Origin of the sequence: Pseudonocardia sp. Ae717_Ps2, assembly GCF_001932475.1 — a bacterium.
Lineage (GTDB): Bacteria > Actinomycetota > Actinomycetes > Mycobacteriales > Pseudonocardiaceae > Pseudonocardia.
Genome location: NZ_MCIS01000007.1, coordinates 41,219 through 62,787 on the forward strand (window position 1 = coordinate 41,219; position 21,569 = coordinate 62,787).

General features: G+C 69.4%; 16 protein-coding genes and 1 pseudogene. 9 read left to right on the forward strand and 8 right to left on the reverse strand.

Features of this window, described 5'->3' with window-relative positions; all coding sequences use genetic code 11:
* Positions 1–3: 3 nt before the first annotated feature.
* The 6 genes from Ae717Ps2_RS30930 to Ae717Ps2_RS30955 are packed head-to-tail and all read left to right on the forward strand — an operon-like array spanning position 4 to position 6,178.
* Entirely contained in the window at positions 4–846 is an 843-nt protein-coding gene (locus Ae717Ps2_RS30930; RefSeq protein WP_075329730.1) for an IS5 family transposase, read from the forward strand.
* Positions 843–2,099 carry a sugar ABC transporter substrate-binding protein gene (locus tag Ae717Ps2_RS30935; protein WP_075334558.1) on the forward strand — a complete coding sequence of 419 codons (1,257 nt, stop codon included), beginning with the start codon at positions 843–845 and terminating at the stop codon, positions 2,097–2,099. The genes Ae717Ps2_RS30930 and Ae717Ps2_RS30935 overlap by 4 nt, the downstream gene beginning before the upstream one ends.
* Positions 2,096–3,037, forward strand: a complete 942-nt coding sequence (locus Ae717Ps2_RS30940) for a carbohydrate ABC transporter permease (protein ID WP_369804891.1) — start codon at positions 2,096–2,098, stop codon at positions 3,035–3,037. The genes Ae717Ps2_RS30935 and Ae717Ps2_RS30940 overlap by 4 nt, the downstream gene beginning before the upstream one ends.
* On the forward strand, positions 3,037–3,909 hold the full coding sequence (locus Ae717Ps2_RS30945; RefSeq protein ID WP_033200371.1) for a carbohydrate ABC transporter permease: 873 nt from the start codon (positions 3,037–3,039) through the stop codon (positions 3,907–3,909). The genes Ae717Ps2_RS30940 and Ae717Ps2_RS30945 overlap by 1 nt, the downstream gene beginning before the upstream one ends.
* Positions 3,910–3,960: 51 nt before the next feature.
* Positions 3,961–5,085, forward strand: coding sequence for an ABC transporter ATP-binding protein (locus Ae717Ps2_RS30950; protein ID WP_075334559.1), 1,125 nt, complete (start codon positions 3,961–3,963; stop codon positions 5,083–5,085).
* Between the two features lie 34 nt (positions 5,086–5,119).
* A complete protein-coding gene (locus Ae717Ps2_RS30955; protein ID WP_075334560.1) occupies positions 5,120–6,178 on the forward strand; it encodes a zinc-binding dehydrogenase in 1,059 nt (352 codons plus the stop codon).
* A 95-nt stretch (positions 6,179–6,273) separates the two neighbouring features.
* On the opposite strand, the pseudogene Ae717Ps2_RS30960 reads toward Ae717Ps2_RS30955, so the two are convergent.
* A pseudogene (locus tag Ae717Ps2_RS30960) lies at positions 6,274–6,737 on the reverse strand (transposase); the annotation flags it as partial.
* A gap of 250 nt (positions 6,738–6,987) precedes the next feature.
* Between Ae717Ps2_RS30960 and Ae717Ps2_RS30965 the strand changes: the two are divergent.
* The gene (locus Ae717Ps2_RS30965) at positions 6,988–7,446 is read left to right on the forward strand and encodes an ester cyclase (RefSeq protein WP_083702660.1); all 459 of its coding nucleotides are present in this window, start codon (positions 6,988–6,990) and stop codon (positions 7,444–7,446) included.
* An 18-nt stretch (positions 7,447–7,464) separates the two neighbouring features.
* On the opposite strand, the gene Ae717Ps2_RS30970 is transcribed toward Ae717Ps2_RS30965, so the two are convergent.
* A complete protein-coding gene (locus Ae717Ps2_RS30970; protein ID WP_083702661.1) occupies positions 7,465–8,427 on the reverse strand; it encodes an SDR family NAD(P)-dependent oxidoreductase in 963 nt (320 codons plus the stop codon).
* A gap of 101 nt (positions 8,428–8,528) precedes the next feature.
* Here Ae717Ps2_RS30970 and Ae717Ps2_RS30975 point away from each other — a divergent pair, with 101 nt between their 5' ends.
* Positions 8,529–9,194: a TetR/AcrR family transcriptional regulator gene (locus Ae717Ps2_RS30975; RefSeq protein ID WP_075334561.1), complete on the forward strand. Its 666-nt coding sequence runs from the start codon at positions 8,529–8,531 to the stop codon at positions 9,192–9,194.
* Here the strand turns inward: Ae717Ps2_RS30975 and Ae717Ps2_RS36710 are convergent.
* From Ae717Ps2_RS36710 to Ae717Ps2_RS36715, 5 genes are all read right to left on the reverse strand, one after another.
* Positions 9,157–10,137, reverse strand: a complete 981-nt coding sequence (locus Ae717Ps2_RS36710; protein ID WP_143510710.1) for a hypothetical protein — start codon at positions 10,135–10,137, stop codon at positions 9,157–9,159. The two genes, Ae717Ps2_RS30975 and Ae717Ps2_RS36710, sit on opposite strands and share 38 nt — an antisense overlap.
* Positions 10,138–10,252: 115 nt before the next feature.
* Positions 10,253–11,557, reverse strand: coding sequence for a tyrosine-type recombinase/integrase (locus Ae717Ps2_RS30985; protein ID WP_143510712.1), 1,305 nt, complete (start codon positions 11,555–11,557; stop codon positions 10,253–10,255).
* 836 nt (positions 11,558–12,393) lie between these two features.
* On the reverse strand, positions 12,394–13,476 hold the full coding sequence (locus Ae717Ps2_RS30990) for a ParB/RepB/Spo0J family partition protein (RefSeq protein WP_075334563.1): 1,083 nt from the start codon (positions 13,474–13,476) through the stop codon (positions 12,394–12,396).
* 2 nt (positions 13,477–13,478) lie between these two features.
* On the reverse strand, positions 13,479–14,432 hold the full coding sequence (locus tag Ae717Ps2_RS30995; protein WP_083702665.1) for a ParA family protein: 954 nt from the start codon (positions 14,430–14,432) through the stop codon (positions 13,479–13,481).
* Complete coding sequence (locus Ae717Ps2_RS36715) at positions 14,429–14,710, reverse strand: hypothetical protein (protein ID WP_143510714.1); 282 nt, start codon at positions 14,708–14,710, stop codon at positions 14,429–14,431. Before Ae717Ps2_RS36715 ends, Ae717Ps2_RS30995 begins: the two co-directional genes overlap by 4 nt.
* A 1,003-nt stretch (positions 14,711–15,713) precedes the next feature.
* Here Ae717Ps2_RS36715 and Ae717Ps2_RS31000 point away from each other — a divergent pair.
* Complete coding sequence (locus tag Ae717Ps2_RS31000; protein WP_075334565.1) at positions 15,714–16,505, forward strand: hypothetical protein; 792 nt, start codon at positions 15,714–15,716, stop codon at positions 16,503–16,505.
* A 161-nt stretch (positions 16,506–16,666) separates the two neighbouring features.
* On the opposite strand, the gene mobF is transcribed toward Ae717Ps2_RS31000, so the two are convergent.
* Entirely contained in the window at positions 16,667–21,355 is a 4,689-nt protein-coding gene (gene mobF, locus Ae717Ps2_RS31005; RefSeq protein ID WP_075334566.1) for a MobF family relaxase, read from the reverse strand.
* Positions 21,356–21,569 lie beyond the last annotated feature (214 nt).

Sequence of the window (21,569 nt, forward strand, 5' to 3'; positions counted from 1 at the left end):
CGCGTGCCCGCCCTGCCATCATGGTTGACCGAGCCGTTGTGGGACCAGTTCGCCGCGCTGCTGCCGCCCCGGGTCGAGTTCGATCCCACTCATCCGTGGGGCTGTCACCGCCGCCGGATCGCGGATCGGGTCGTGTTCGACAAGCTCCTGCAGGTGCTGCGGTTCGGCTGCCCGTATCAGGGCGTCTCCGACAGCACCTGCTCGGCGACCACCATCCGCGATCGCCGTGACGAGTGGATCCGGCTCGGGGTCTTCGCCCAGCTACGCCGGATCGCCCTGGACGCCTACGACCGCATCGTCGGCCTGCTGCTTGACGACGTTGCCGTCGACGGCGCCATCACCAAGGCCCCCGGCGGCGGTGAGGTCGCCGGACCGTCACCGGTTGACCGGCGTAAACAGGGCATGAAGCGATCGGTGCTCGTCGAGGGCCATGGCATCCCACTGGGCCGGGTCCTGGCCGGGGCACACCGCCACGACTCCCCGCTACTGGGCCCCACTCTCGACCACCTCGACGCTCTCGGCCCGCTGCCCGACGACATCACCGTGCACCTCGACGCCGGCTATGACTCCGGTAAGACCCGCGACACACTCACCGAACGGGGCCTGCACAGCGAGATCGCGCGCAAGGGCGAGAAAGCACCGATCCAGGCCACCCAACGCTGGCACATCGAGCGCACCAACGCCTGGCACAACAGCTTCAACCGGCTGCAGCGCTGCTACGAACGCCGCGAAACCGTCGTCGACGCGTTCTTCGACCTCGCCGACACCATCATCACACTCCGTAGCCTGATCCGGCAGGCCTGGACCACGCACCGCTGGGACAGCCGACCACACCGCCGCCCATGATCATCCATCAATCCGCGCGACCTCTAAGCCCCCGCTTCGAGGCGGAGAATCCGGGCATCAAGCTGCGGTTCGTCAGCCTCTCGGAGAACGAGGCGCGCGCGAAGATCACCGCCTCGGTCGCCACCGGTGGCGACGAGTTCGACGCGGTCATGATCTCGAACTACGAGACGCCCCAGTGGGCGGAGAACGGCTGGCTGGTCGACCTCGATCCGTTGATCGCGCAAACGCCGGGCTACGATCAGGACGACTTCATCCCCTCCGTGCGCGATGCCCTCTCGGGCCCGAACGGGCACCTGTACTCGGTACCGTTCTACGGCGAGTCGTCGTTCCTGATGTACCGCACGGACCTGTTCGAGCAGGCCGGGCTGACGATGCCGGCGCAGCCGACCTGGGAACAGATCGCCTACTTCGCGCAGCAGCTGACCGACCGTGAGCGCAATCTGGCCGGGATCTGTCTGCGCGGCAAGCCCGGCTGGGGCGAGGGCCTCGGCCCGATGAACACCGTGGTCAACTCCTTCGGCGGCCGCTGGTATGACGAGAACTGGAATGCGCAGCTGACCTCCCCCGAGGTTCGCCAGGCCTTCGGCTTCTACGTCGACCTGCTGCGCGACTACGGCCAGCCGGGCGGCGCGGTATCCGGGTTCTCCGAGTGCGCGACCCAGTTCAGCCAGGGCAACACGGCAATGTGGTACGACGCGACCAGCGCTGCGAACACCGTGGAGAACCCCGATGAGTCGCGTGTGGTCGGCCAGGTCGGCTACGCCCCGGCCCCGACCGGCGCAGCAGGCCGGCCCTCGGACTGGCTCTACACCTGGTCGCTCGGAATCCCGCAGACCACCGCGGACAAGGGCCCCGAGCAGCTCGACGCCACATGGAAGTTCCTGTCCTGGATGACGTCGAAGCCCTACCAGCAGCTCGTCGGAAACGAGCTGGGCTGGTCGCAGGTCCCCCCGGGCAGTCGCCGCTCGCTCTATGAGACCCCGCAGTACCTGCAGGCGTCGGAGGCGTTCGCGCAGAAGTCCCTGGACGCGATCAGCCGGACCGACCAGAACCACCCCACCCGTGATCCCGCGCCCTATGTCGGGCTGCAGTTCCTCTCGATCCCCGAGTGGCAGGACCTCGGCACCCGGGTCAGCCAGCAGATCTCGGCGGCCGTCGCCGGCCAGCAGAGCACCGACGAGGCCCTCGAGCAGGCCCAGCAGTACGCCCAGACCGTCGGGGACAGCTACCAGCGAGCCGGAGAAGGCCAGTGACGACAACGGCCGCACGCCCGAAGCCCCCGACACTGTCTCGGCCAACCGCCGGCCCCGGCTCGCGTACCGATGGCTGGATCCGCCGGGCGCCGCTGCTGCCCGCGCTGATCTTCACCATCATCGTCACGCAGCTGCCGTTCCTGGTGACCATCTGGTACTCACTGCAGTCCTGGAACCTGGTCAACCCGGGCAGCCAGCAGTTCGTCGGCTTCGACAACTACGTGACCGTCTTCACCGACTCGCAGTTCCGGGGCGTCGCACTCAACTCGGTGCTGCTCACCCTGGGCGCGGTCGCGGTCGCGATGGTCCTGGGCCTGGCGATCGCGCTGCTGCTGAACCGGGCGTTCGTCGGCCGCGGCATCGTCCGGACCCTGATCATCACGCCGTTCCTGATCACCCCGGTGGCCGGCGCGCTGCTGTGGAAGACGGTGCTGTTCGACCCGACCTACGGCCTGGTCAACTTCGTGCTCGGCCCGTTCGGCGCCGGCCAGACGGACTGGGTGTCGACGTTCCCGCGGACCGCGGTGATCATCGCGCTGGTCTGGCAGTGGACGCCGTTCATGATGCTGCTGATCCTCGCCGGGCTCGGCTCGCAGCCGCCGGAGGTCCTGGAGGCCGCCCGGATGGACGGCGCCACCGGCTTCGCCGTGTTCCGCGAGGTGACGCTGCCGCACCTGCGCCGCTTCATCGAGCTGGGCGTGGTGCTCGGGGCGATCTACCTGGTCAACACGTTCGACACGATCTACATGATGACCCAGGGCGGGCCCGGCACGGCGTCGGCGAACCTGCCCTTCTACATCTACCAGCGGGCGTTCCTGGGCTTCGACATCGGCGAGTCCGCCGCGATGGGCGTGGTCACCGTGGTCGCGACGATCATCATCGCCACCCTGGCCCTGCGCCTGATCTTCCGCAGCTTCTCCGCCGCCGAGGAGGCGTGATGACCGCCGTCGCCGACAAGACCACCTCGGCACCGCCGACGAGCCCGGCCCGCCCGGGGAAGGGCCGGGGCACCGGTGCGCTGCTGACGGTGCTGGCCTGGATCGTCGGCATCGGGTTCTTCTTCCCGGTGCTGTGGATGGTCATGACCGCGTTCAAGACCGAGGCGCAGGCCTACACGGTCCCGCCGACGGTCTTCTTCGCCCCGACGCTGGACAACTTCGCCGAGGTCTTCTCCGGCGGGGTCGGCCCGTACCTGCTGAACTCCGTGTTCGCGACCGTCGTGTCCACGCTGCTGGTGCTGGTGCTCGGCACCCCGGCCGCGTTCGCGCTGTCGCTGCGCCCGGTGAAGAAGACGCAGGACGTCCTGTTCTTCTTCATCTCCACGAAGATGCTGCCGGTCGTCGCCGCGATCGTGCCGATCTACGTCGTCGTGAACTACATGGGCGCGCTCGACAACATCTGGACCCTCATCGTGCTCTACACCGCGATGAACCTGCCGATCGCGGTCTGGATGATGCGGTCGTTCTTCCTGGAGGTCCCGAAGGAGCTCCTGGAGGCGGCGAGCATGGACGGCGCCTCGCTGTGGCGCTCGCTGCGCGAGGTCGTCCTGCCGATCATCTCCCCCGGGATGGCGGCGACCGCGCTGATCTGCATGATCTTCGCCTGGAACGAGTTCTTCTTCGCGGTGAACCTCACCGCGTCGCGGGCGGCGACCGTGCCGGTCTACCTGGTCGGGTTCATCACCTCCGAGGGCCTGTACTTCGCCAGCCTCTGTGCCGCCGCGACCGTGGCCGCGCTGCCCGTCGTCATCGCCGGCTGGATCGCCCAGAACAAGCTGGTCCAGGGCCTGTCCTTCGGCGCCGTCAAGTGAGCCGCAGCATGAGCCGCCGGCACGTGATCACCATCGAGAAGGAGGCCCGCCGTGGCTGACGTCGTGTTCGACCAGGCGAGCCGGATCTACACCCCGGGTTCCAAGCCCGCGGTCGACCGGCTGGACCTGACCATCGAGGACGGCGAGTTCGTCGTCCTGGTCGGGCCGTCGGGTTCCGGGAAGTCGACGGCGCTGCGGATGCTCGCCGGACTCGAGGACATCGACGGCGGCTCCATCCGCATCGACGGCGAGAACATGGTCGGTGTGCCCTCGCGCGACCGCGACATCGCGATGGTCTTCCAGAACTACGCGCTCTACCCGAACAAGTCCGTCGGCGAGAACATGGCGTTCCCGCTGAAGATGGCCGGGGTGGAGAAGTCGGCCCGTGCGCAGAAGGTCAAGGAGGCCGCCGAGATCCTCGGGCTGACCGACTACCTCGACCGCAGGCCCAAGGCGCTGTCCGGTGGTCAGCGCCAGCGGGTCGCGATGGGCCGGGCGATCGTCCGGGAGCCGCGGGTGTTCCTCATGGACGAGCCGCTGTCGAACCTCGACGCCAAGATGCGGGTCTCGACCCGTACCGAGATCGCCTCGCTGCAGCGGCGCCTCGGCGTCACCACCGTCTACGTCACCCACGACCAGGTCGAGGCCATGACGATGGGCGACCGGGTCGCGCTGCTCGCCGACGGCAAGCTCCAGCAGTTCGCCACCCCGGCCGACCTGTACGACCGGCCGCAGAACGCGTTCGTCGCCGGGTTCATCGGCTCCCCCGCCATGAACCTGTTCACCCTGCCGGTCACCGAACGCGGCACGACGCTGGCCGGGTACGAGATCGCGCTGCCACACGAGGTCCGCTCCACCATCGAAGCCCAGCAGCTCACCACCGTGATCGTGGGTCTGCGCCCCGACCGATGGACCGTGGGGGCCCCGGGCAGCGACGGTATCCCCGCCCGGGTCGACGTGGTCGAGGAGCTGGGCAGCGACGCCTATCTGCACGGGACGCTGGCCGCGTCGTCCGCGGACCTGGCTGAGACCGCCGTGCTGAACGGCTCGCGCGAGGACGCCGTGGTCGTGCGCACCGGCGGGCGCGCCGGTGCCCGTCGCGGGGACCGGATCGTGCTCACACCCGCCGTCGAGGGCCTGCACCTGTTCCACCCGGACACCGGCGAACGGCTCTGACCGGACCGATACAGTTCTCATCCTAAGGAGCATCATGACCGAGATCCCCACCACGATGCGCAGCGTCCACGTCGGCACCGATCACCAGGTCCGCGTCGAGAACAGCCCGGTGCCCAACCCGGCCCCCGGAGAAGTGCTCATCCGTTCCTCACGCATCGGCGTGTGCGGGTCCGATGTACACGCCGCCCACGGCCGGCACCCGTTCATCGACCTCCCCTACGCCCCCGGCCACGAAGTCGTCGGTATCGTTGCTGCCCTCGGCGATCCTGACGCCCCGGTGACGACCCGGGACAGCGTCCCCGTCACCCCAGGACTCAGAGTCGTGGTCGAGCCCACGCTCCCCTGCTGGCGTTGCAAGCAGTGCCAGCGCGGCGAGGAGAACCTCTGCGAGAACCTTCGCTTCTTCGGATGTGTCCACCATCAAGGCGGGATGGCCGACTGGTTCACCGTGCCGGCGAATCGGCTCCACGTGGTGCCCGAGGAATTCGACGACGACCAGGCAGTCCTCATCGAGCCCCTCGCGACCCCGGTGCACGCCGTACGGATCAGCGGCATGCAGCCCGGCGCAGCCGTCGCGATCCTCGGCGCCGGAACGATTGGCCTGATGACCCTGGCCGCGGCACGCCGAGCCGGAGCCGGACGGATCGTCGTCACCGACGTACTCGAGAGCAAGCGACGCACAGCGCTCGAACTCGGCGCCGACGCAGCCGTCGACGCGGCCGGCCCCGACGTAGCCACCGCGATCCGCACCGAACTCGGCGAAAGCGCCGACGTGGTATTCGACTGCGTGGCTGTCCAACCGACCGTCGACACCGCCGTCTCCGCGGCACAGAAAAACGGAACCGTCGTGATCGTCGGAGTGCCCGCAGCCCCGGTCACCGTCCCGCTCCCGATCGTCCAGGACCAGCAGATCCGCATCCAAGGCTCAGCGACCTACCTCCCCGCCGACTACGCGATCTCGACCGACATGATCCGGCGCGGACAAGTACGCCCAAGCGACTTCGTGACCGGGGTCTTCACCCTCGACAACGTAGCCGAGGCCTTCGAAGCAGCAACGAGAGGCGAACACGTCAAGGTCGTCGTCACGACCTGACCGCATGTCAACGCCGCTCGAAAATTGACCCCCCTTGTCGCCCGGTTGAAAATTGACCGGGTCTGTCCGATCAACGGCGTATCTGGCGTTGATCGTTAGTTGGTGGTGTTCGGGACGATACGGCCCTCGAACGCGATGGCGAAGGCGTTCAAGGCTGGCTTCCAGCGCATCGTCCACCGTGCCCGTCCCTTCCCGGTCGGGTCCTGCGGGCGAGTGACCAGGTAGAGGCATTTCAACGCCGCCTGCTCGGTCGGGAAGTGAACGCGGGCCCGGACCGCCCGCCGGTAGCGGGCGTTGAGCGACCCAGATCGCGTTCGTCAAGCAGATGACCTTGCGGATCTCCACGTCGCACGTAGTCGAGGAACGGAACGAACTCCGACCACGCGTTCTGCCAGAGCGCGATGATCGCCGGATACTGCCCGCCCCAGCGTTCGGTGAACTCGGCGATCCGCGCCTTGGCGGCGGCCTCGGTCGCCGCGGTGTAAAACGGGCGCAGATCCTTGGCGATCTGATCCCAGTACTTGCGGGAGGCGTAGCGGAAGCTGTTACAGATCTTGTGGAACTTATGCCGACGTCGGCATAAGTTCCACAAGATCGCCAACATCCTCGGCGCGCTCCCGAAGTCCGCCCATCCCGGGGCCAGGGACTGTTTCAAGATCGGTGTTTTCGGCTCCGCCTGGGGGAACGATGACCGGCGGGCCGGTTTGATCCAGCGCGTCGTGATCGGCGTGGGCCGGGCCCGCCCGGGGCGGTCTGGTGTTCGCGCACGCCGCTGTGACGCTCACCTGAGCAGATCGTGTGCCTTCCGGATGAATGTCGTCGCAGTACCAGGAGTCGGCGCACCGCCCGCGGTCGCCGGGAAGGTCGACCGCCATGCACGGGAACCACATCGGCGACCGCTATCGCCGCTACCTCGACTGCCTCAACGCGAAACGCTTCGGCGATCTCGCCGAGTTCGTGCACGACCCGGTGGTCCACAACGACCGTCGGCTGGGGGTCTCCGAGTTCAGGACCTCCTGCGCCGCGACGCCGCGGAGATCCCGGATCTGCACTACGCGATCGAGAGGCTGGTGGTCGACGGTGACGAGGTCGCCTGTCGCATCCGCTTCGACTGCACCCCGATCGCGTTCCGGGGCCTGCCGGCGGCCCGGGCGCTGATCTCGTTCGTCGAGCACGCCTGCTACCGGTACGACGACGGCCGGATCGCCCAGATCTGGTCGCTGGTCGACATGGACGCCCTCCGGGACCAGCTGGAGGCCACCCGCTGAGCGCCCGGCCGGGCCGGTTCAGCCCTGGACCGGTCCCCCGGTGTGTCCGGCGAGCTGCCGGGCCGAGGCCGTCCCGTCGGCTCGCAGGGGGAACGTCACCCCGGTGAGCTCCTCGGAGACGGTCCACAGGCGCTGCTGGACGGCCTGGTCGTAGGAGTCACCACTGGAGGTGACCGGCTTCGGGTAGCCCCGGATCTCACCCCGGCCGCCGGGGCCGTAGTACTGGCCGCCGAGGACGGCCGGGTCGGTGGCGGCGCGCAGGGTGGGCAGGGCGCCCATCTCGGCCTTCTGGGTGAGCAGCGGCGCGAGCAGGGAGACGGGCGCCCGGACCACGGCGGGTGTGTTGCGGGTGAGCTCGGTGTCGGAGACGCCGGGATGGGCGGCCACCGCGACGGTGGTGCCGTGCGGTGCGAGCCTGCGCTGCAGGTCGTAGGTGAACATCAGGTTGGCGAGTTTGGACTGGCCGTATGCGGCGGCGCGGCTGTACGAGCGCTCCCACTGCAGGTCGTCCAGGTGGATCGCGGCCCGGATACGGTGGCCGGTACTGCTGACCGTGACGACACGGGAGCCGGGGACGGGCAGCAGCCGATCCAGCAGCAGGCCGGTGAGGGCGAAGTGGCCGAGGTGGTTGGTGCCAAACTGCAGCTCGAAGCCGTCGGCGGTGGTCCGCTTCGGGGTGTACATCACGCCGGCGTTGTTGATCAGCAGGTCGATCCTCTGGTGCGCGGCGCGCACGTCGGCCGCCGCGGACCGGATCGAGTCCAGTGAGGTCAGGTCGAGAGCCTGGACGGAGACGTCGCCGGTGATGCGGCCGGCGGCCTGCTTGCCCTTCTCGACGTCGCGGACGGCCAGCACCACCTCGGCCCCCCGTTCGGCGAGCATTCGGGCGGTCTCGAAGCCGAGTCCGGTGTTGGCGCCGGTCACGATCGCCACCCGGCCGTGCTGGTCGGGGATGTGCTGCTCGGTCCAGATGCCGCTCATGACGCGCTCCTTAAAGAACACCGGTCTGTTGTGTCGCCGACCATAAGAGACCGCCGGTCTCCTGTCAAGGGACCGTCGGTCTCTAAGCTAGGCTGCGCAGCGTGACGTTCCAGCGAGCACGCAACGACGAGCAACGCGAGATCCGCCGCCGGACGATCCTGGACACGGCGGCGGCGATGCTCGACGAGATGCCCGTGGCCGAGGTGAGCCTCAACGAGCTCAGCCGGCGGGTGGGGTTGGCCAAGTCAAACGTCCTGCGGTACTTCGAGTCGCGCGAGGCGGTGCTGCTCGAGCTCCTGGACGACTTCCTGGGAACCTGGCTCGACGAACTGGCGAAGGAGCTGGACGCGGGCATCGAGCCGGGTGCGGCACCCGACGTACGGGCCGAGCAGCTGGCCGAGCTCCTCAGCCGGTCGCTGGCTCGCCGGGTGGTGCTGTGCGACCTCTTCGGCGCGCAGGCCGGCGTTCTGGAGCACAACGTCTCCGTCGAGGTGATCAAGCGACACAAGCGGGCCTCGCTCGCCAGGCTCGCGGTGATGTCCGAGCTCGTGCGCCGTCATCTGCCCGAGCTCGGTGACGATGCACATCTGTTCTGCCTGATGAGCCTCGTCTCGGCGGGCGCCCTGTCGGCCTTCGTCCCGCCCCCGCCGAGCCTGCTCGCCGCCTATGCGGAGGAGCCCGCCCTGGGCGTGCTCCACCTGGAGCTGGGTGGTGCGCTCCGGGCCGCCTTCACCTCGACGCTCGTGGGCGTGTTGCCACGGGCCTGAACCGTGTTGCCTCAACAGTAAGGTGACGATGAGGGGCTACGGTGGTCACTGGTTGTCCCTGGTTGAGTAGGGCGAGGATTCGGTCGTTGAGGGCGTCGGCGTCGTCGGCGATGTCGTCGAGGAGGGTGAGGGCCTCCTCGAGGCTCGGCGTCTCCCGACCTGCAGTGGCAGGCGCGGCCGCGCCGAGCGCCGGTGCGTGTGGGGTCGGCGTGGCCGGCTCGTGCTGTTGTGTTGCGCGGGTGGCGGCGAGGGCGAGGCGGGTGCGGATGGTGCGGGTGGTGATGGGTTGGTAGTCGTCGTGCCAGCCGTGGCGGTCGATGGCCGGTAGCAGGGTGGCGGCGGCGCGCCACCGCTGCGGGCCCCGGCACTCGTGGCGGTGCGGGTCAGTCGTGGCGGCGGCGTGGGCTCCGGTGAGGTCCATGCGAGCCGATCCGCGGCCGAGCCCGTCGAGGACACCGAGGATCTCCAGCCAGCGCACGACCGCACAGGCCGGGCAGCGCCGCGGGTCGACCTCGGCGGGCACCGCCTGGGCACCGACCAGCACCCCGTCGGAGGCGAGAGTGACCTCGGCGGGAACCAGCCCCCGGACGCGGGCCTGCGGCAGGTTCAGGACCAGGGCGGTGACGATCAGGAACGCGTCGCGGCGGCCGTGCAGTCCGTGCGGCCAGCCGCGGGTGGCGCAGGCGGCGATCATCTCGACCGGATCGACTCCACCGGTGCGGGCTGCCCGGAGCCGGAGTGTCGCGCCCGGTAGCGCCGCGGGTCCGTTCTGCGGGCGGGCCAGGAGGTGCCCGGCCCAGCGGTGTGCGGCGGCGATCGCGCGTACCCGCCGTACCTGGGTGGCCGGGCGTGCCGGGAGCGCCGCGAAGAACCCGACCAGGGTGGCCACGGTGGTCGGCAGTGCCGGCTGCCCGGTGGCGGTGGCGTAGTCGCAGAACAACACCCACTCCCGGCGGTAGCCGGCCCCGGCGGCATCCCGCGATGGCTCCCCGTGAACCGCCGGGCCTGCGTGATCGACGATCGGTCGAGCAGTGTCGGGGGCGGCGGTCATCGGGTGCTCACAACCCGAGCCGTGTGACGGCGTTGCCCAGCAGTGGGGCGTGGTCGCGGTCGTAGGTTTCGATCATGGTGTCGCTGGAGTGGCGGGTCTGGCGGCGCACCGAGCGGTGATCGGCGCCGTTGCGGCGGGCGGTGGTGACGAACCCGGCGCGCAGCGAGTGGAACCCGACCGGGCCCGGCAGGCCCGCGGCGTGGGCGCGGCGGCGGACCATGGCGTGCAGCGCGTCCCCGGTCAGCGGGGTGTCGGTCAGGGTGCCGCTGCGGCGGATCGCCCGCAGCAGCGGCACGTCACCGGCCAGCACGGGCACCGGTGCACGCAATGACAGGGATGCCTGTGCGGTGGCGGCTTCGGCGGGTGCGGACGTGTCGACGGCGGCGGTGGCGGTGGCGTCGGTGGGACCGGGGTGGCTGAACAGGTGGGCCAGGTCGGGCCAGGCCGGGGTTGTGAGGACAGTGCGCATCAGGGCGGGGCGCCCGTGCGAGGCGGCGGCGAGGAGCTGGAGCCAGCGCAGCACCGCGCAGGGCGGGCAGGTCCCGGCCCGGGTGCCGTAGGGCAGCACCACTGTGGCGCCGCGGCCGGTCTGGTCGGTCTTGGACCTGGCGATGTGCACGTGCAGCCCGTCGACCGGGTGGAACACCAGGTCGGCGGCGGTGAGGGCGGCGAGTTCGCTGCGGCGCAGGGCGCCAGCAAATCCGATCAGTAGTGCGGCGGCGTCACGGGCGGCGATCAGCCCGGCCGGCCAGCTCCCGAACCCCAGCCCGGCCAGGACGGTGCGCAGGTCGTCGAGCAGCAGCGGGCGCATCTGGTGCCTGGTATGGGCGCGGGCCCGTTTGATCCCGGTCAGGACCGAACCGACCGCCGGGTCCCGGGTCGGGGACCAGTGACCGGCGTCGTGGTGGGCGGCGGCGATCGCGGCCAGGCGCCGGCCCATCGTGGCCGGCGAGAACACCGCCTGCCCGGTCGGGGTGCGGGTGGCCTCGAGGTCGGCCAGATATAGCCGCACGGTGTCCACCGCCGCCGGTAGGGAAGCCAGCCCCGCGGCGGTGCACCAGCGTGCGAAGTGCGCCCAGTCCCCGGCGTAGGCGTGTCGGGTGCTCGGTGCCCGCGCGGCGACCGCGTGGGCGTCGGCACGGGCGGCCAGCGCGGCGAGGGAGGCCGCCCGGGCCGCGGCGGCCGCGACCCCACCGGCCAGCACCGCGGTATCGAGCTCGGTGGCGGGCTGGGTGTCGGGCTCGGTCGAGGCGCCCGCAACCGGGCCCAGTTCGGTGCCCAGGCGGGCGTCGACGGCCTTCTCCACACTCATCCGGCCCCCTTCCCTGGACATGGACCTGCGCCCGCGGCCGCGGGATAGGTCAGATAACCGGAGATTATCGTAGGTCTCAATCCACGGGGCGGAAGCGACCAGGGTGCGACCTTGCCGGGGGCCTTCGGTGGAAACTAGGCGGGCTAAGGTGGAGCGCTGACAGCGTTCTGACCTGCGACTTCAACAGAAAATGGGGTGCCGAGACACTGACGTCCGCCGCGGCGCCACTCTCATTGCGGTGGCGGTAGCGTGTCGCGCTGTCACGTACGGGCGTCAACGCGCCCGCACCCGCCTCGCCCGACCGGGCGTCGACCGATTCGACAGACGGGGCGCAGCGCTCCAGCCTGCGTGGCGTGACCCTGCAAATTGGTTCGGTCCTGCTCGGCCCCCTCTCCCAGGATGTCGGGCGCACGATCCGGTTCTGGAGCACAGCCCTGGACTACCAGTTACGCCGAGGGGCTCGAGCCCGACAACTGGGCTGTACTCACCCCGGCGGCCGGCGACCGCGGCCCCTGCAGGCTACGGCTATCGGCTGCCGAGCATGATCGCTGATCGGAGGTCGAAGCGACGACAGCCGAAGTGACCGGACGGAGTCAAACCCACCGGATCTGGCCACCTGCGGAGCTAAGGCGTGGGGCGGTACGACTCCGTGCATACTGTCATAATCCTAGCCTGGTTATCCCGTGATGCGACGCCTCGCTGTGACGGGCGACGGCCCGTCGCCCGTCCACAAACTCGTAGCCGCCACGACGCGCCATCCCTCGGCAGGCGCGTATACCGGGTATACGGCGCCGACTGCTCGCCTCGCCCATCGCACAGGCGCAAGGCCATCGCGGCTACAGCTCGCGCAGCCCCGCTAGGGCAGACTCCATATGCTGCTCAACTTCGCGCAACGTGTGCAGGACGGACTCGTCTCCTGCGGAGGATCTCGCTTGCTGGACCTCCCCGAGCACGATGCTGACGCTCTTCGCGAGCGCAGCGAGTCGCACGTTCTCTGCTCCCTCAGAGCTGGCGCCTCCCTCCGCTGTTCCGTCTTTAGCAGGCTGTTCCCTGGAGCGACGACTCGGCGAGGTTGCGCTGGGGGACGGCGTCTTCGCTTCGGCGCCCGGCGGGACTGCCGTGGCTTCTCCACGGCCGCGCAGCTGGTCCGAGTCGGTGGGCTTGTCCGCTGCGCCGCCAGGCTCGCTGACCTGCGCGGGCGCACCGGTGCTCTGTGGATTGCCCGAGGCGATCGACCACGGCGGGCCGCTCCGATAGATAGCAGCCTGTTCCTCCGCGGTGAGTGGATACAGACCTCTGGCGCTCTTGAAGCTCAGCTCCCCCTGCTGAAGGAGGTCTTGTAGCTCAGGGATCAGATGTAGCAGCCCCACCCGCTGCTGAACGTAGCCCAGCGACTTCCCGATCTCGGCTGCTAGCTTGCGCAAGCTCTGTCCACGGTTCACCTGTCGCTGGAGGAACTCGGCCTCCTTGAGCAGCGGAAGATCGGAGCGTTGCAAGTTTTCGATCAGTACCCGACTCTCGATTTCCTCCGGCGTCCCGATCCCCTCAGGAGCTCGCACATCGAGGGTGTCGAGACCAGCTAGCCCAGCGGCCAACAGTCGTCGGTTTCCGATGAAGACCACCCACGGCGCTGGGGTCAGCTCTTCGGCTGTGTCGGGGAAAGCTCGCAGGAAGTCCTCGCGCGCGATGACCTGAGCTTGCTGTAGCTGGCCGTGTCGACGCATCGTCTCTGCCAGCTCTTCGATGCCTTCGTCGCGACTGTGGTCGCGCGGGTTCAACGGGTTCGCCTGGAGCTGATCAAGAGGCAGCTTGCTCGGCGGCGTGGCGAGGCGGGTTCGCATCGCATCGCGTGCCATCGCTGCGCCGGGGCCGGCCACCCGGCCGCGCTCCATCTCGCCGAAGTCCTTCTTCTTCGCCACGTCTACCTCTCCCCCGCACTCATGGTGGCTGTCTCCGGGGTGACCGTTTCCAACGGTGGCAACGCTGCGAGCTCGTCACTCCCTGCGAGGCCGGCGGCGAGGTCCAGGTGCAGCGCGATGCGCCGGTATGCGTCGGCGATCGGCGCGCTGGGCTGATAGTCGGTCAGCGTCTGCCCGCTAAGCCATGCTTCCTCGACGGCCGCGGCCAAGGGCAGATGCGCCAGGATCGGCAAGGGCGGCACGTCACCGTCTCCGACCCCGTACTCCTCGAGCTCCGCCATCTTGTAGCGCGCGATCCCGGACAACGGACGTCGATACACCCCGGGCACCATTCCGTGAAGCTCCCGTCGAGGAAGCTCCAGTTCATCTTCGATGACAGCGACCTGCTCGATCAGTAGTCGAAGAGCTCGGAGCGACGTGTTGCTCGGCTGCACCGGAATCAGCAGCCCGTCCGCTGCGACGAGCGCAGTGTCGGTTAGGACGTCGAGCGACGGGGGGCAGTCGATCAACACATGGTCGTACATGTCGGCGAGTTGCTGAAGGACGCGGGTCAGCCGGTGTTCGGGGGAGCGGGCCGCGTGCAGCTTGCGCACCACCAGGAACATCGACACACAGTGCGGAAGGACATCGAGACAGCCGCCCGATGCAGACTGTGAGTGCCTGACGACGAGCTCACTGGTGGGACCTGGGAACTCTCCGGTCAGCGCGGCGGCCAGGTTCGGCTTGCTCGGGTCCGCCTCATTCAACCCGAGAGCTTCGGTTGTGAGGTGCCCCTGTGGGTCTAGGTCGATGAGAAGAGTCCGCCGACCCCGCTCGCACAGGGCGCCACCGGCACCGGCTGTGAGGCCAGTCTTTCCGACGCCGCCCTTCTGATTGAGGACGGCGGTGATGCGGGGGAGTGTCAGTGCTGCATGGGCCGGGGCAGTCTTGGAGGGCACGACAGGATTCGACCTCACTGCGAGTCGTCGGTGAAGATGCCGTTACTGAGGAGCCAGGCACGCCAGTAGGCGACCCGGTCGGGATCGGCGCTGAAACCGGGTGGCCAGCCGTCCGTGACGATGAGGCGGAGAACCTCACGCACTCTGCTGCGTCCAACTCGTGAACGAGCGTTGAGCTTCCGAAGATGCGGGTCGATGACCGCGTTCATCGCTCGCGCCGTTTGGTCGAGGGTGAACTGAACGGGCCTGTAGGCAAGCAGTACCTGCTCACCGTTCTCGTTAGGTCGCGCGACCATGGAGCTTTCCCGCATGTTCCCCTGCGATCGGCTAGTTGGGGCGGACCTCGGAACTGTACCGACTGCATGTGGTCAGGCTGCGAGGGCACGCCGGACAGGAACAACGGGATTGATGTCACTCGCGCAGGCGCTACATCGCCCGGAGGATCACAGCGATGCGTGTATACCGGGTATACGCCTGCCAGACCCAACCCTGCGCAACCAGACCGCGAGGCCCTCGCCCGGCCCACCTCGATGGGCGACGTGCCGAGGGCTGGCGCCTTGCCAGGCACACCGCCATCAGGAGACTCAGGCGTATACCCGGTATACGCCTGAGCCGGTCTTCGTCAACAACTGGCTGTCGCGGTGGCTGGTTCACCTCCCCTGAGACTGATCGGAGAACCATCGTGTCCATGCTGCGCCCGACCGTAGGCGCCTACCGGGTATACGGCCGCTTCGCCGCCATCCACCGACGAAGCGCCTCCGCGGACGTGACCCTAAGGCTCGAGGCGGGCGGGGCGTAGGTACGACAGATTCAGCCGCCACTCGCGCAGGCCCGACATCGTCCGGAGACTCACAGCGGTGGGTGTATACCGGGTATACGGCCGCCAAGGGCGACCCTGCGCAACCTGGTCCGCAACCAGCCAGCGGACTCGTCGTCAGGCCCAACTCGATGGGCGCCGAGACCGCCAGGAACACCGCCATCAGAGCGCTCAGGCGTATACCCGGTATACGCCTGAGCCGGTCTGGACAGCAGCGGACTGGCAGCAGGCGGTTGGCGCGCCTCACTGGAGACGAAGACCGGACAACTATCGAGCCCACGCTGCGGCCGACCGTAGGCGTATACCGGGTAACGGCCGCTTCGCCGCCATCCACCGATGAACCGCCTCCGCGGACGCGACCCTGAGGCTCGAGGCGGGCGGGGCGTAGGTACGACAGATTCAGGCGACTGGAGGTTGCACCTGCACTAGGATCGCGGGCAGGTCACTGAGTAGTTGCAGTTGCACGTGGGAAGGAGCCGGCGATGATTCGGGGCCGTTTTGGCGATACACATGTCGCCCCGGCGCCGCTCTTCGACGTCAGCGATTCCCTAGCCTCTCCGCCGTTCGACGCGCACGAGGTCCAGTTCCGCATCCCGCTGTCGCTCTCGGCGCTGCTGGACGGCATGGCCACAGCTGGTTTGGATGAGGACGTGACGGCGTGGGGGAGTGCCTACACGCAGCTGGTGCAGGATCAGGTTCTGCGTCGGGTGCAGGAGGCGTGTGGCTACGCGACGGATCCGGCGAGCCCCGATGTCGGGCGACCGGCGCGTCTGGAGTTGGCCGCGGTGGTGGAGGCTGCGGTGCCGGGGATCGACGCGGCGCGGTGGCACTGTCACGTCTATATCGGGTCGACAGCGTGTGTGCTGGCCACGGGGGAGCGGCTCCCTGTCTCTGTATCCCAGATCGAGCAGGGTGTCTTCGGCCTTGCCCACAGTTTCCACAACGCTGATGTCCGAGAGCTCGCGGAGCGCGAGTTCGGTGTCACGTGGGGCGATCCAGGTCCGACGGCCACGATCGAGGAGATCGTGGATCCGCCGTGGCACGAGCACGTCGATCCTTCGGCTGTACGTGGTGTGTGTCCCGGGCCGTGGGATGTCCAGGGAGTGCGGGTCGTGGCCGACGAGGAGAGCCTGCGTGTTGCTGCGGAGCGGGCGGTTTTCCTGCGCGCGGAGCTGGAGCGGCGGGAGACCGAGCCCGAGCCGTCGCCGCCGTCGCTGATGGAGCGGTACGCCGAGTTGCTCGGTGACGCGGCGGTTTCACCGCGGTCTCGCTGAACGGAGCCCCGTCCGCGCGGCAACCGCCCCCGTTCCACCGCGTCGGGAAGTATCGCCCGGGTAGACTGCCGCGGGTTCTGAGACATCCCCGTGGGGTAGGCCTCCGCCCACTTGCGCGGAGACTCCTGGCTTCTCGTCGGGCCGCCGGAGGGGCTGCGGAGTTAGTCGTCGTAGCCGTGATCGGTGTCGTAGGGGCCGTATTCCGCGCCGTGCTCATGGCCCTGTTCGTGGATCTGCTCAGCCTGGCCACTCTGGTGCTGGTGGCGTTCGTTCTCGATGGCGAGCTGGTCGCGATGGGCCCGTTCGGCATAGCCACTATCGAAGGCGCGGTCCTGGTGGTGCTGGTCGTGCTGGACACGGGCCAGCTGATGCAGCTCTCGGAGCTGCGACTCGCGGGTCACGCGGCGTAGATCATCGACTGCGTCGCGTGCCGCTCCCGAGTCGCGCTCGCCGCTGTGGCGGGCACCGTTGTCTGCGGAGGGCTCCTGGGCGGCCTCGGGTGTTGCGCTCGCGCGCGGCTCCTGCACGTCCGGTTCGACCGCAGGAGAGTCGCCGCGGTGTCCAAGGTCCGCGCCCGGCGCTGTCTCCGAGTTCGCGCCCGGGCCCTCATGCTCGGCACTCGGCTGCGTGGCGGATGGGCTGCTCCCGGGCTCTGCGGCCCCGGCGGACTCCAGGACGTCGGTGGGCAGGGTGAGTTGTTCCCCGGCCGCCGGTGTCGGGGTGTCGCGCCAGGCGGGAAGCTGGCGTCGTTCCAGTTCCCCGGCCGCAGCCTGGTCGGCCTCGCGCAGCGGGGCAACCTCGTCCCACCACTGCTGCCGGGCCTCGTACTCCTCGGACATGGCGGCCGCATGAGCGGTGTACGCCTGCGCGAGGGCGCGATAGCGGTCGGCGGCCGCGACCAACTCGTCTCGGTCGGGACCGTCGGCGGTCACGTCTGCCTCGGCTGCGGTGAGCACAGCGTCGTCGCTGATCTCGGTGGCCAGCCGCTGGGTGGCGGCCAGATCCTCACCGACGGCGCGGGGCCCGTGTTCATCGGCGTGATACAGCGCGAGCGCCCAGGACTCGCGGGCCTGGTAGAGCTCGCTGTCGGTCTTGTGCTGCCAGGCCAGCGAGGTCGGGTCGGGGTCGAGGGCTTCGGTGGCCTCGCGCCACAGCGCGTAGGCGAAGGGCTGCTGAGTCGGGGGCGCCTGCCCGAGCGAGGACTGGTACTTGGGGATGCCTCGGTACTCCCGGTACGCAGCGACCACGCCGGCCCGCTGCTCCCATTCGTGGCGGGCCTCGACGTCGTCCTGGACGGGGACGTCCGGGAGCCGGTCGAGCGCCCACTGCGGCATGTCAAGAGCGATCTCGGTTCCGAGCGCGCTCTGCCGGTCAGCGGCCAGTTCACCGAGCTGGTGGAGGTAGTCGCGGACGGGGCCAGGAGCCAGGGTGTCGGCGACCGCGGTCCAGCCGTGCTCCGGCTCGACAGTTCCGCTATCCGGTTCGCGCTCAGCGGTGAGCTCTCCGACGCGCCAGTGCAGCACCTTCGCGATGGACTCGGCGTCGTCGAACCCGCGGCGTTGCACGGCCGCGGTGAGCAGTGCCCGCGGGTCGTGTCCGTCGAGTTCAGCGCCGTAGACGGCGGCCAACATGCGTCCGTAGGCGTCCTCATCCTGCAGGCGTTCCATCTGCTCCTCGGTGAGCAGTTCCGTGAGGATGTCGGCGTTGCGGCCGCCGGAGGCCCGCATGCTGACCTGGTTGATCAGGGCACCCAGAGTCTGGAACGAGGCAGTGTCGTACTCGGCGACCTCCCGCACGGTCAGCGCCGCTTCCGCAACGTCGCTGCGGGACAGGATGTCGGTGAGCCGCTGAGCTGGTGTGTCCTCGATGCGCCGCTGGTCGTGCCCGTCCGGGGCCTGCTCGATGACCATGTAGATCAGGTTGTTCTCTCGCCCGCGGCTACTCGGCACGTACGCCGATCCGCGCGTCGCGTCGCGGTCGAGGAGCGTCCGCCCCACGTCGACGGTCAGCCCCTGAGAGGCGTAGGACGTGACGGCGTAGCCAAGAATGACGTGCTTCGCCACGTACTCGGGGGTCAGGTGCGCGACCGCGCCGCGCTGGTCTCGAGCCAGCACCGCGCCGTCGGGGCTGAGGCCGATGACGGTGTAGCGCTCCTTGTTCAGGACTTCACCGACACTCCCGTCCGGTGCAGGATCCACGCGCAGTCGCCGGTCGTTGCGCGTGGCCTGGATCAGGTCTCCGACCCCGATGTCGTTCTCCACGCCACCGACAGTCACCGTGGCAAGAGCGTCGGGGGAGACCCGCCCCAGCCCGACCAGGGTCCGGCGGACCTGCTGCGACATCTCCGCTGCTGTCCGGTTGGTTCCGACGATGAGCAGGGCATCCTTGCCGTCGAGCATGTCGGCCAGGTGCCCGCGCACGGCGTGCTCGCTCATCTCCTCCAGCGTCCCCGTGCGCAGCCGCCCGCGGTCGGCGTAGGCGGCAACCGCTGCAACGTCGCCTGCGCGCAGCTGCAGTGACGCCTCGGCCTCCCAGGCGTGCGTGAATCGGTGCACGGTGTCCAGCTCCAGAGCACCGGTCTGGCCGGCGAGGTGAGCGAATATGCCGCCCGCGCCGACCGGCTGGAGCTGGTGGTGATCGCCGACCAGCAGCACCTTGGCCCCAGCCGCCGCAGCGGCGTCACAGATCTCGACCAGCTCGGCGGTGGTACTCATTCCCGCCTCGTCAACGACCACCAGATCCCCGGCGAGCAGCCGATCACGAACCTCACCGGTGGTCGGGTCGGGCACGAACCGCTGCCGCCACTGCGCGGTGTTCATCCCCTCCAGGCCAAGCCCGGCCAGGTTCCGCGCGGCCATCTCCGCCGTCGCCAAGCCCTGCACCCGCCCACCGTGCTCACCCGCCCACACAGCCGCCAGGACGCCGACGGTGTGCGACTTCCCGGTGCCCGCCGGCCCGACCAGCACGTCCACTGTCCGCCCGGACCCCAGCACCCCAGCAATCACCGCAGCCTGATCAGTAGACAACTTCTGAGCGCCGAGCACCTCACCGAGTTCGACGACCCGCGCGGCCGGAAGCGGGGTGAGGCCGTCGGTGCGGCTGTAGCCCAGCAGCCGCTCCTCGGCGGTGACCGCCGCGGTGGTCGCGTAGCGCTCGTCGATGTGGGCACGGAACATCGACCGACCGTCGCCGCCGGCGCCGAGACGTCGCAGCTCGTCCGGTACCGGCACCGGGTCGGCCGCGGAGACCTGCACGATCCCGAACTGGCCGGGCGCGCCCAGCACCGCTTCGGTCAGGGTGGCCATGAACGCCGGACGGGCGGCCGCGGTGACCCCGAGCGCGGCCGCGTGGTCACCGAGGTGGTCGTCGATGGCCGCGGTCAGGTTCCCGACCGTCCACGTCGCATACCGGCTCTGGACATCGGCCACTCCGACCTCGATCGCGATGGCCACCGCCCCCGCGAGCGTGGCCGCACCCTCACCGACAGGCATGTCCTGACCGGACACCGCCCGGCCGGCGCCGATGACCGCCAGGACCTCCAGCGCCGCCTCGCGTCCGTCGGTGACCAGCTCCTGGCCACCACGCGCGGACACCGGATGGGTGCCGTTGGCCGCCGCGGCCATCACCACCTCGTCGACCGCGTCCAGTGCGGCCGCGAGCCTGGACGCCCGCCCCGGCTGTCCGGTCGTCCACGCCAGGACCGCGGCCGGACCGGCCAGCCCCCGCTTCGGCTCACGGGTGCCCTTGACCGCCTGCTCCACCAACGCCCGCCGCGCCCGCGGCCCCGGCGCCCGCCCGTGCCGGGCCGTGTAGGCCTCCACCAGCTCCGCAACCGCCGGGCGGACACGCTCCAAAGTCCGGGTACTCGCCTGCGCCAGCAGTTCCGCGTCGAAACCGGCGATCTCCCGAGCCAGCCCGTCAGGCCGCTGCTGGAACAGCACCCCCATCCGCTCGGTCAGCAGCTGCTGATAGGCCCGCGTGTAGGCCGCCGACAGCGCCTCCTTGACCGGCCGGAACGCCTGCCCATCCAGGGCCAGCACACGCCCATCCGCGGTCGCGGCACGGTTCAGCACCCCGGCGTGGGAGTGCAGCTGCGGCTCGCCGTCGCGGTTGGTGTGGTGCCCGTAGACCACGGCGGCCAGCCCCGTGGCCGCCTCCCACTGACCCACTGTCCGCCCCGACGGGCCCCGCCCCTCGTGGCGGCCAGAGCGGACATACGCCACGTCGGACTGCACCGACGACAGAGCGATCCGCACCGCCTCGTCGTGCGCCCAGCGGACCGTCTCCGCGCCGTCGGAGTCGCCCGCGGCAAGCAACGCCGTGTAGTACATCGACACCGACTTCACCGGCGAGAACGTCACGTCGTAGTAGGCCGTCGGAGTCCGTGTGTTCCGGTCGGCCGACGTCTCGATCTCGAAACGCCGCTCCGCCGACGCGGTCGGTTCCTCCTTGAGCGCGTCGGCCACGATCTGGGCTGCTGTGCGGAACTTCCGCGGCTTCGAGCCGAGGTAGACCGGCGTCTTCTCCGTCGACCCAGCAAGTACGTGCTCGGGGTAGCGCAGCTGCCCGAACACCGCCCGAACGTCATCTGCGGTCGCCGTGGCGCCGGCCTCGAATGGCAGCCCGAGTGCCTCGATCCCGGCGCCGAACCAGACGCCGTCGGGCTCGCCGCGCTCGGCCGCAGAGGTCAGATACTCGGCCGCTCCGGGGGTGCGCTGCAGGCCGTCGCCGCCGTTCTCGACACCCTGTTCCGAACCGCGCTCGTGGCCCTGCTCGGGGCGCGAGTCACACCCGTGGAGCAGGTACTCGACAGACCCGGGCGCCATCGCAGTGACCCGCACGACGCCCATGGCGAGAACGCTACGCGACCGGCACCGTATCCGGCAAGATCATTTGATGCATAGGTGTGAGGCGTCAAAGATGGCAAGACAGACATGTAAGATCGAGGCAAGGTGATCGACAAGCGGGGCTTTGGGAAACTGCCAGAGTCGAACCAGAGTGAAGCTGCGACAGATCGCTAGGAGCGACCTACAGGGCGAAGAACTGAGGCTGGTCGATGGGAAC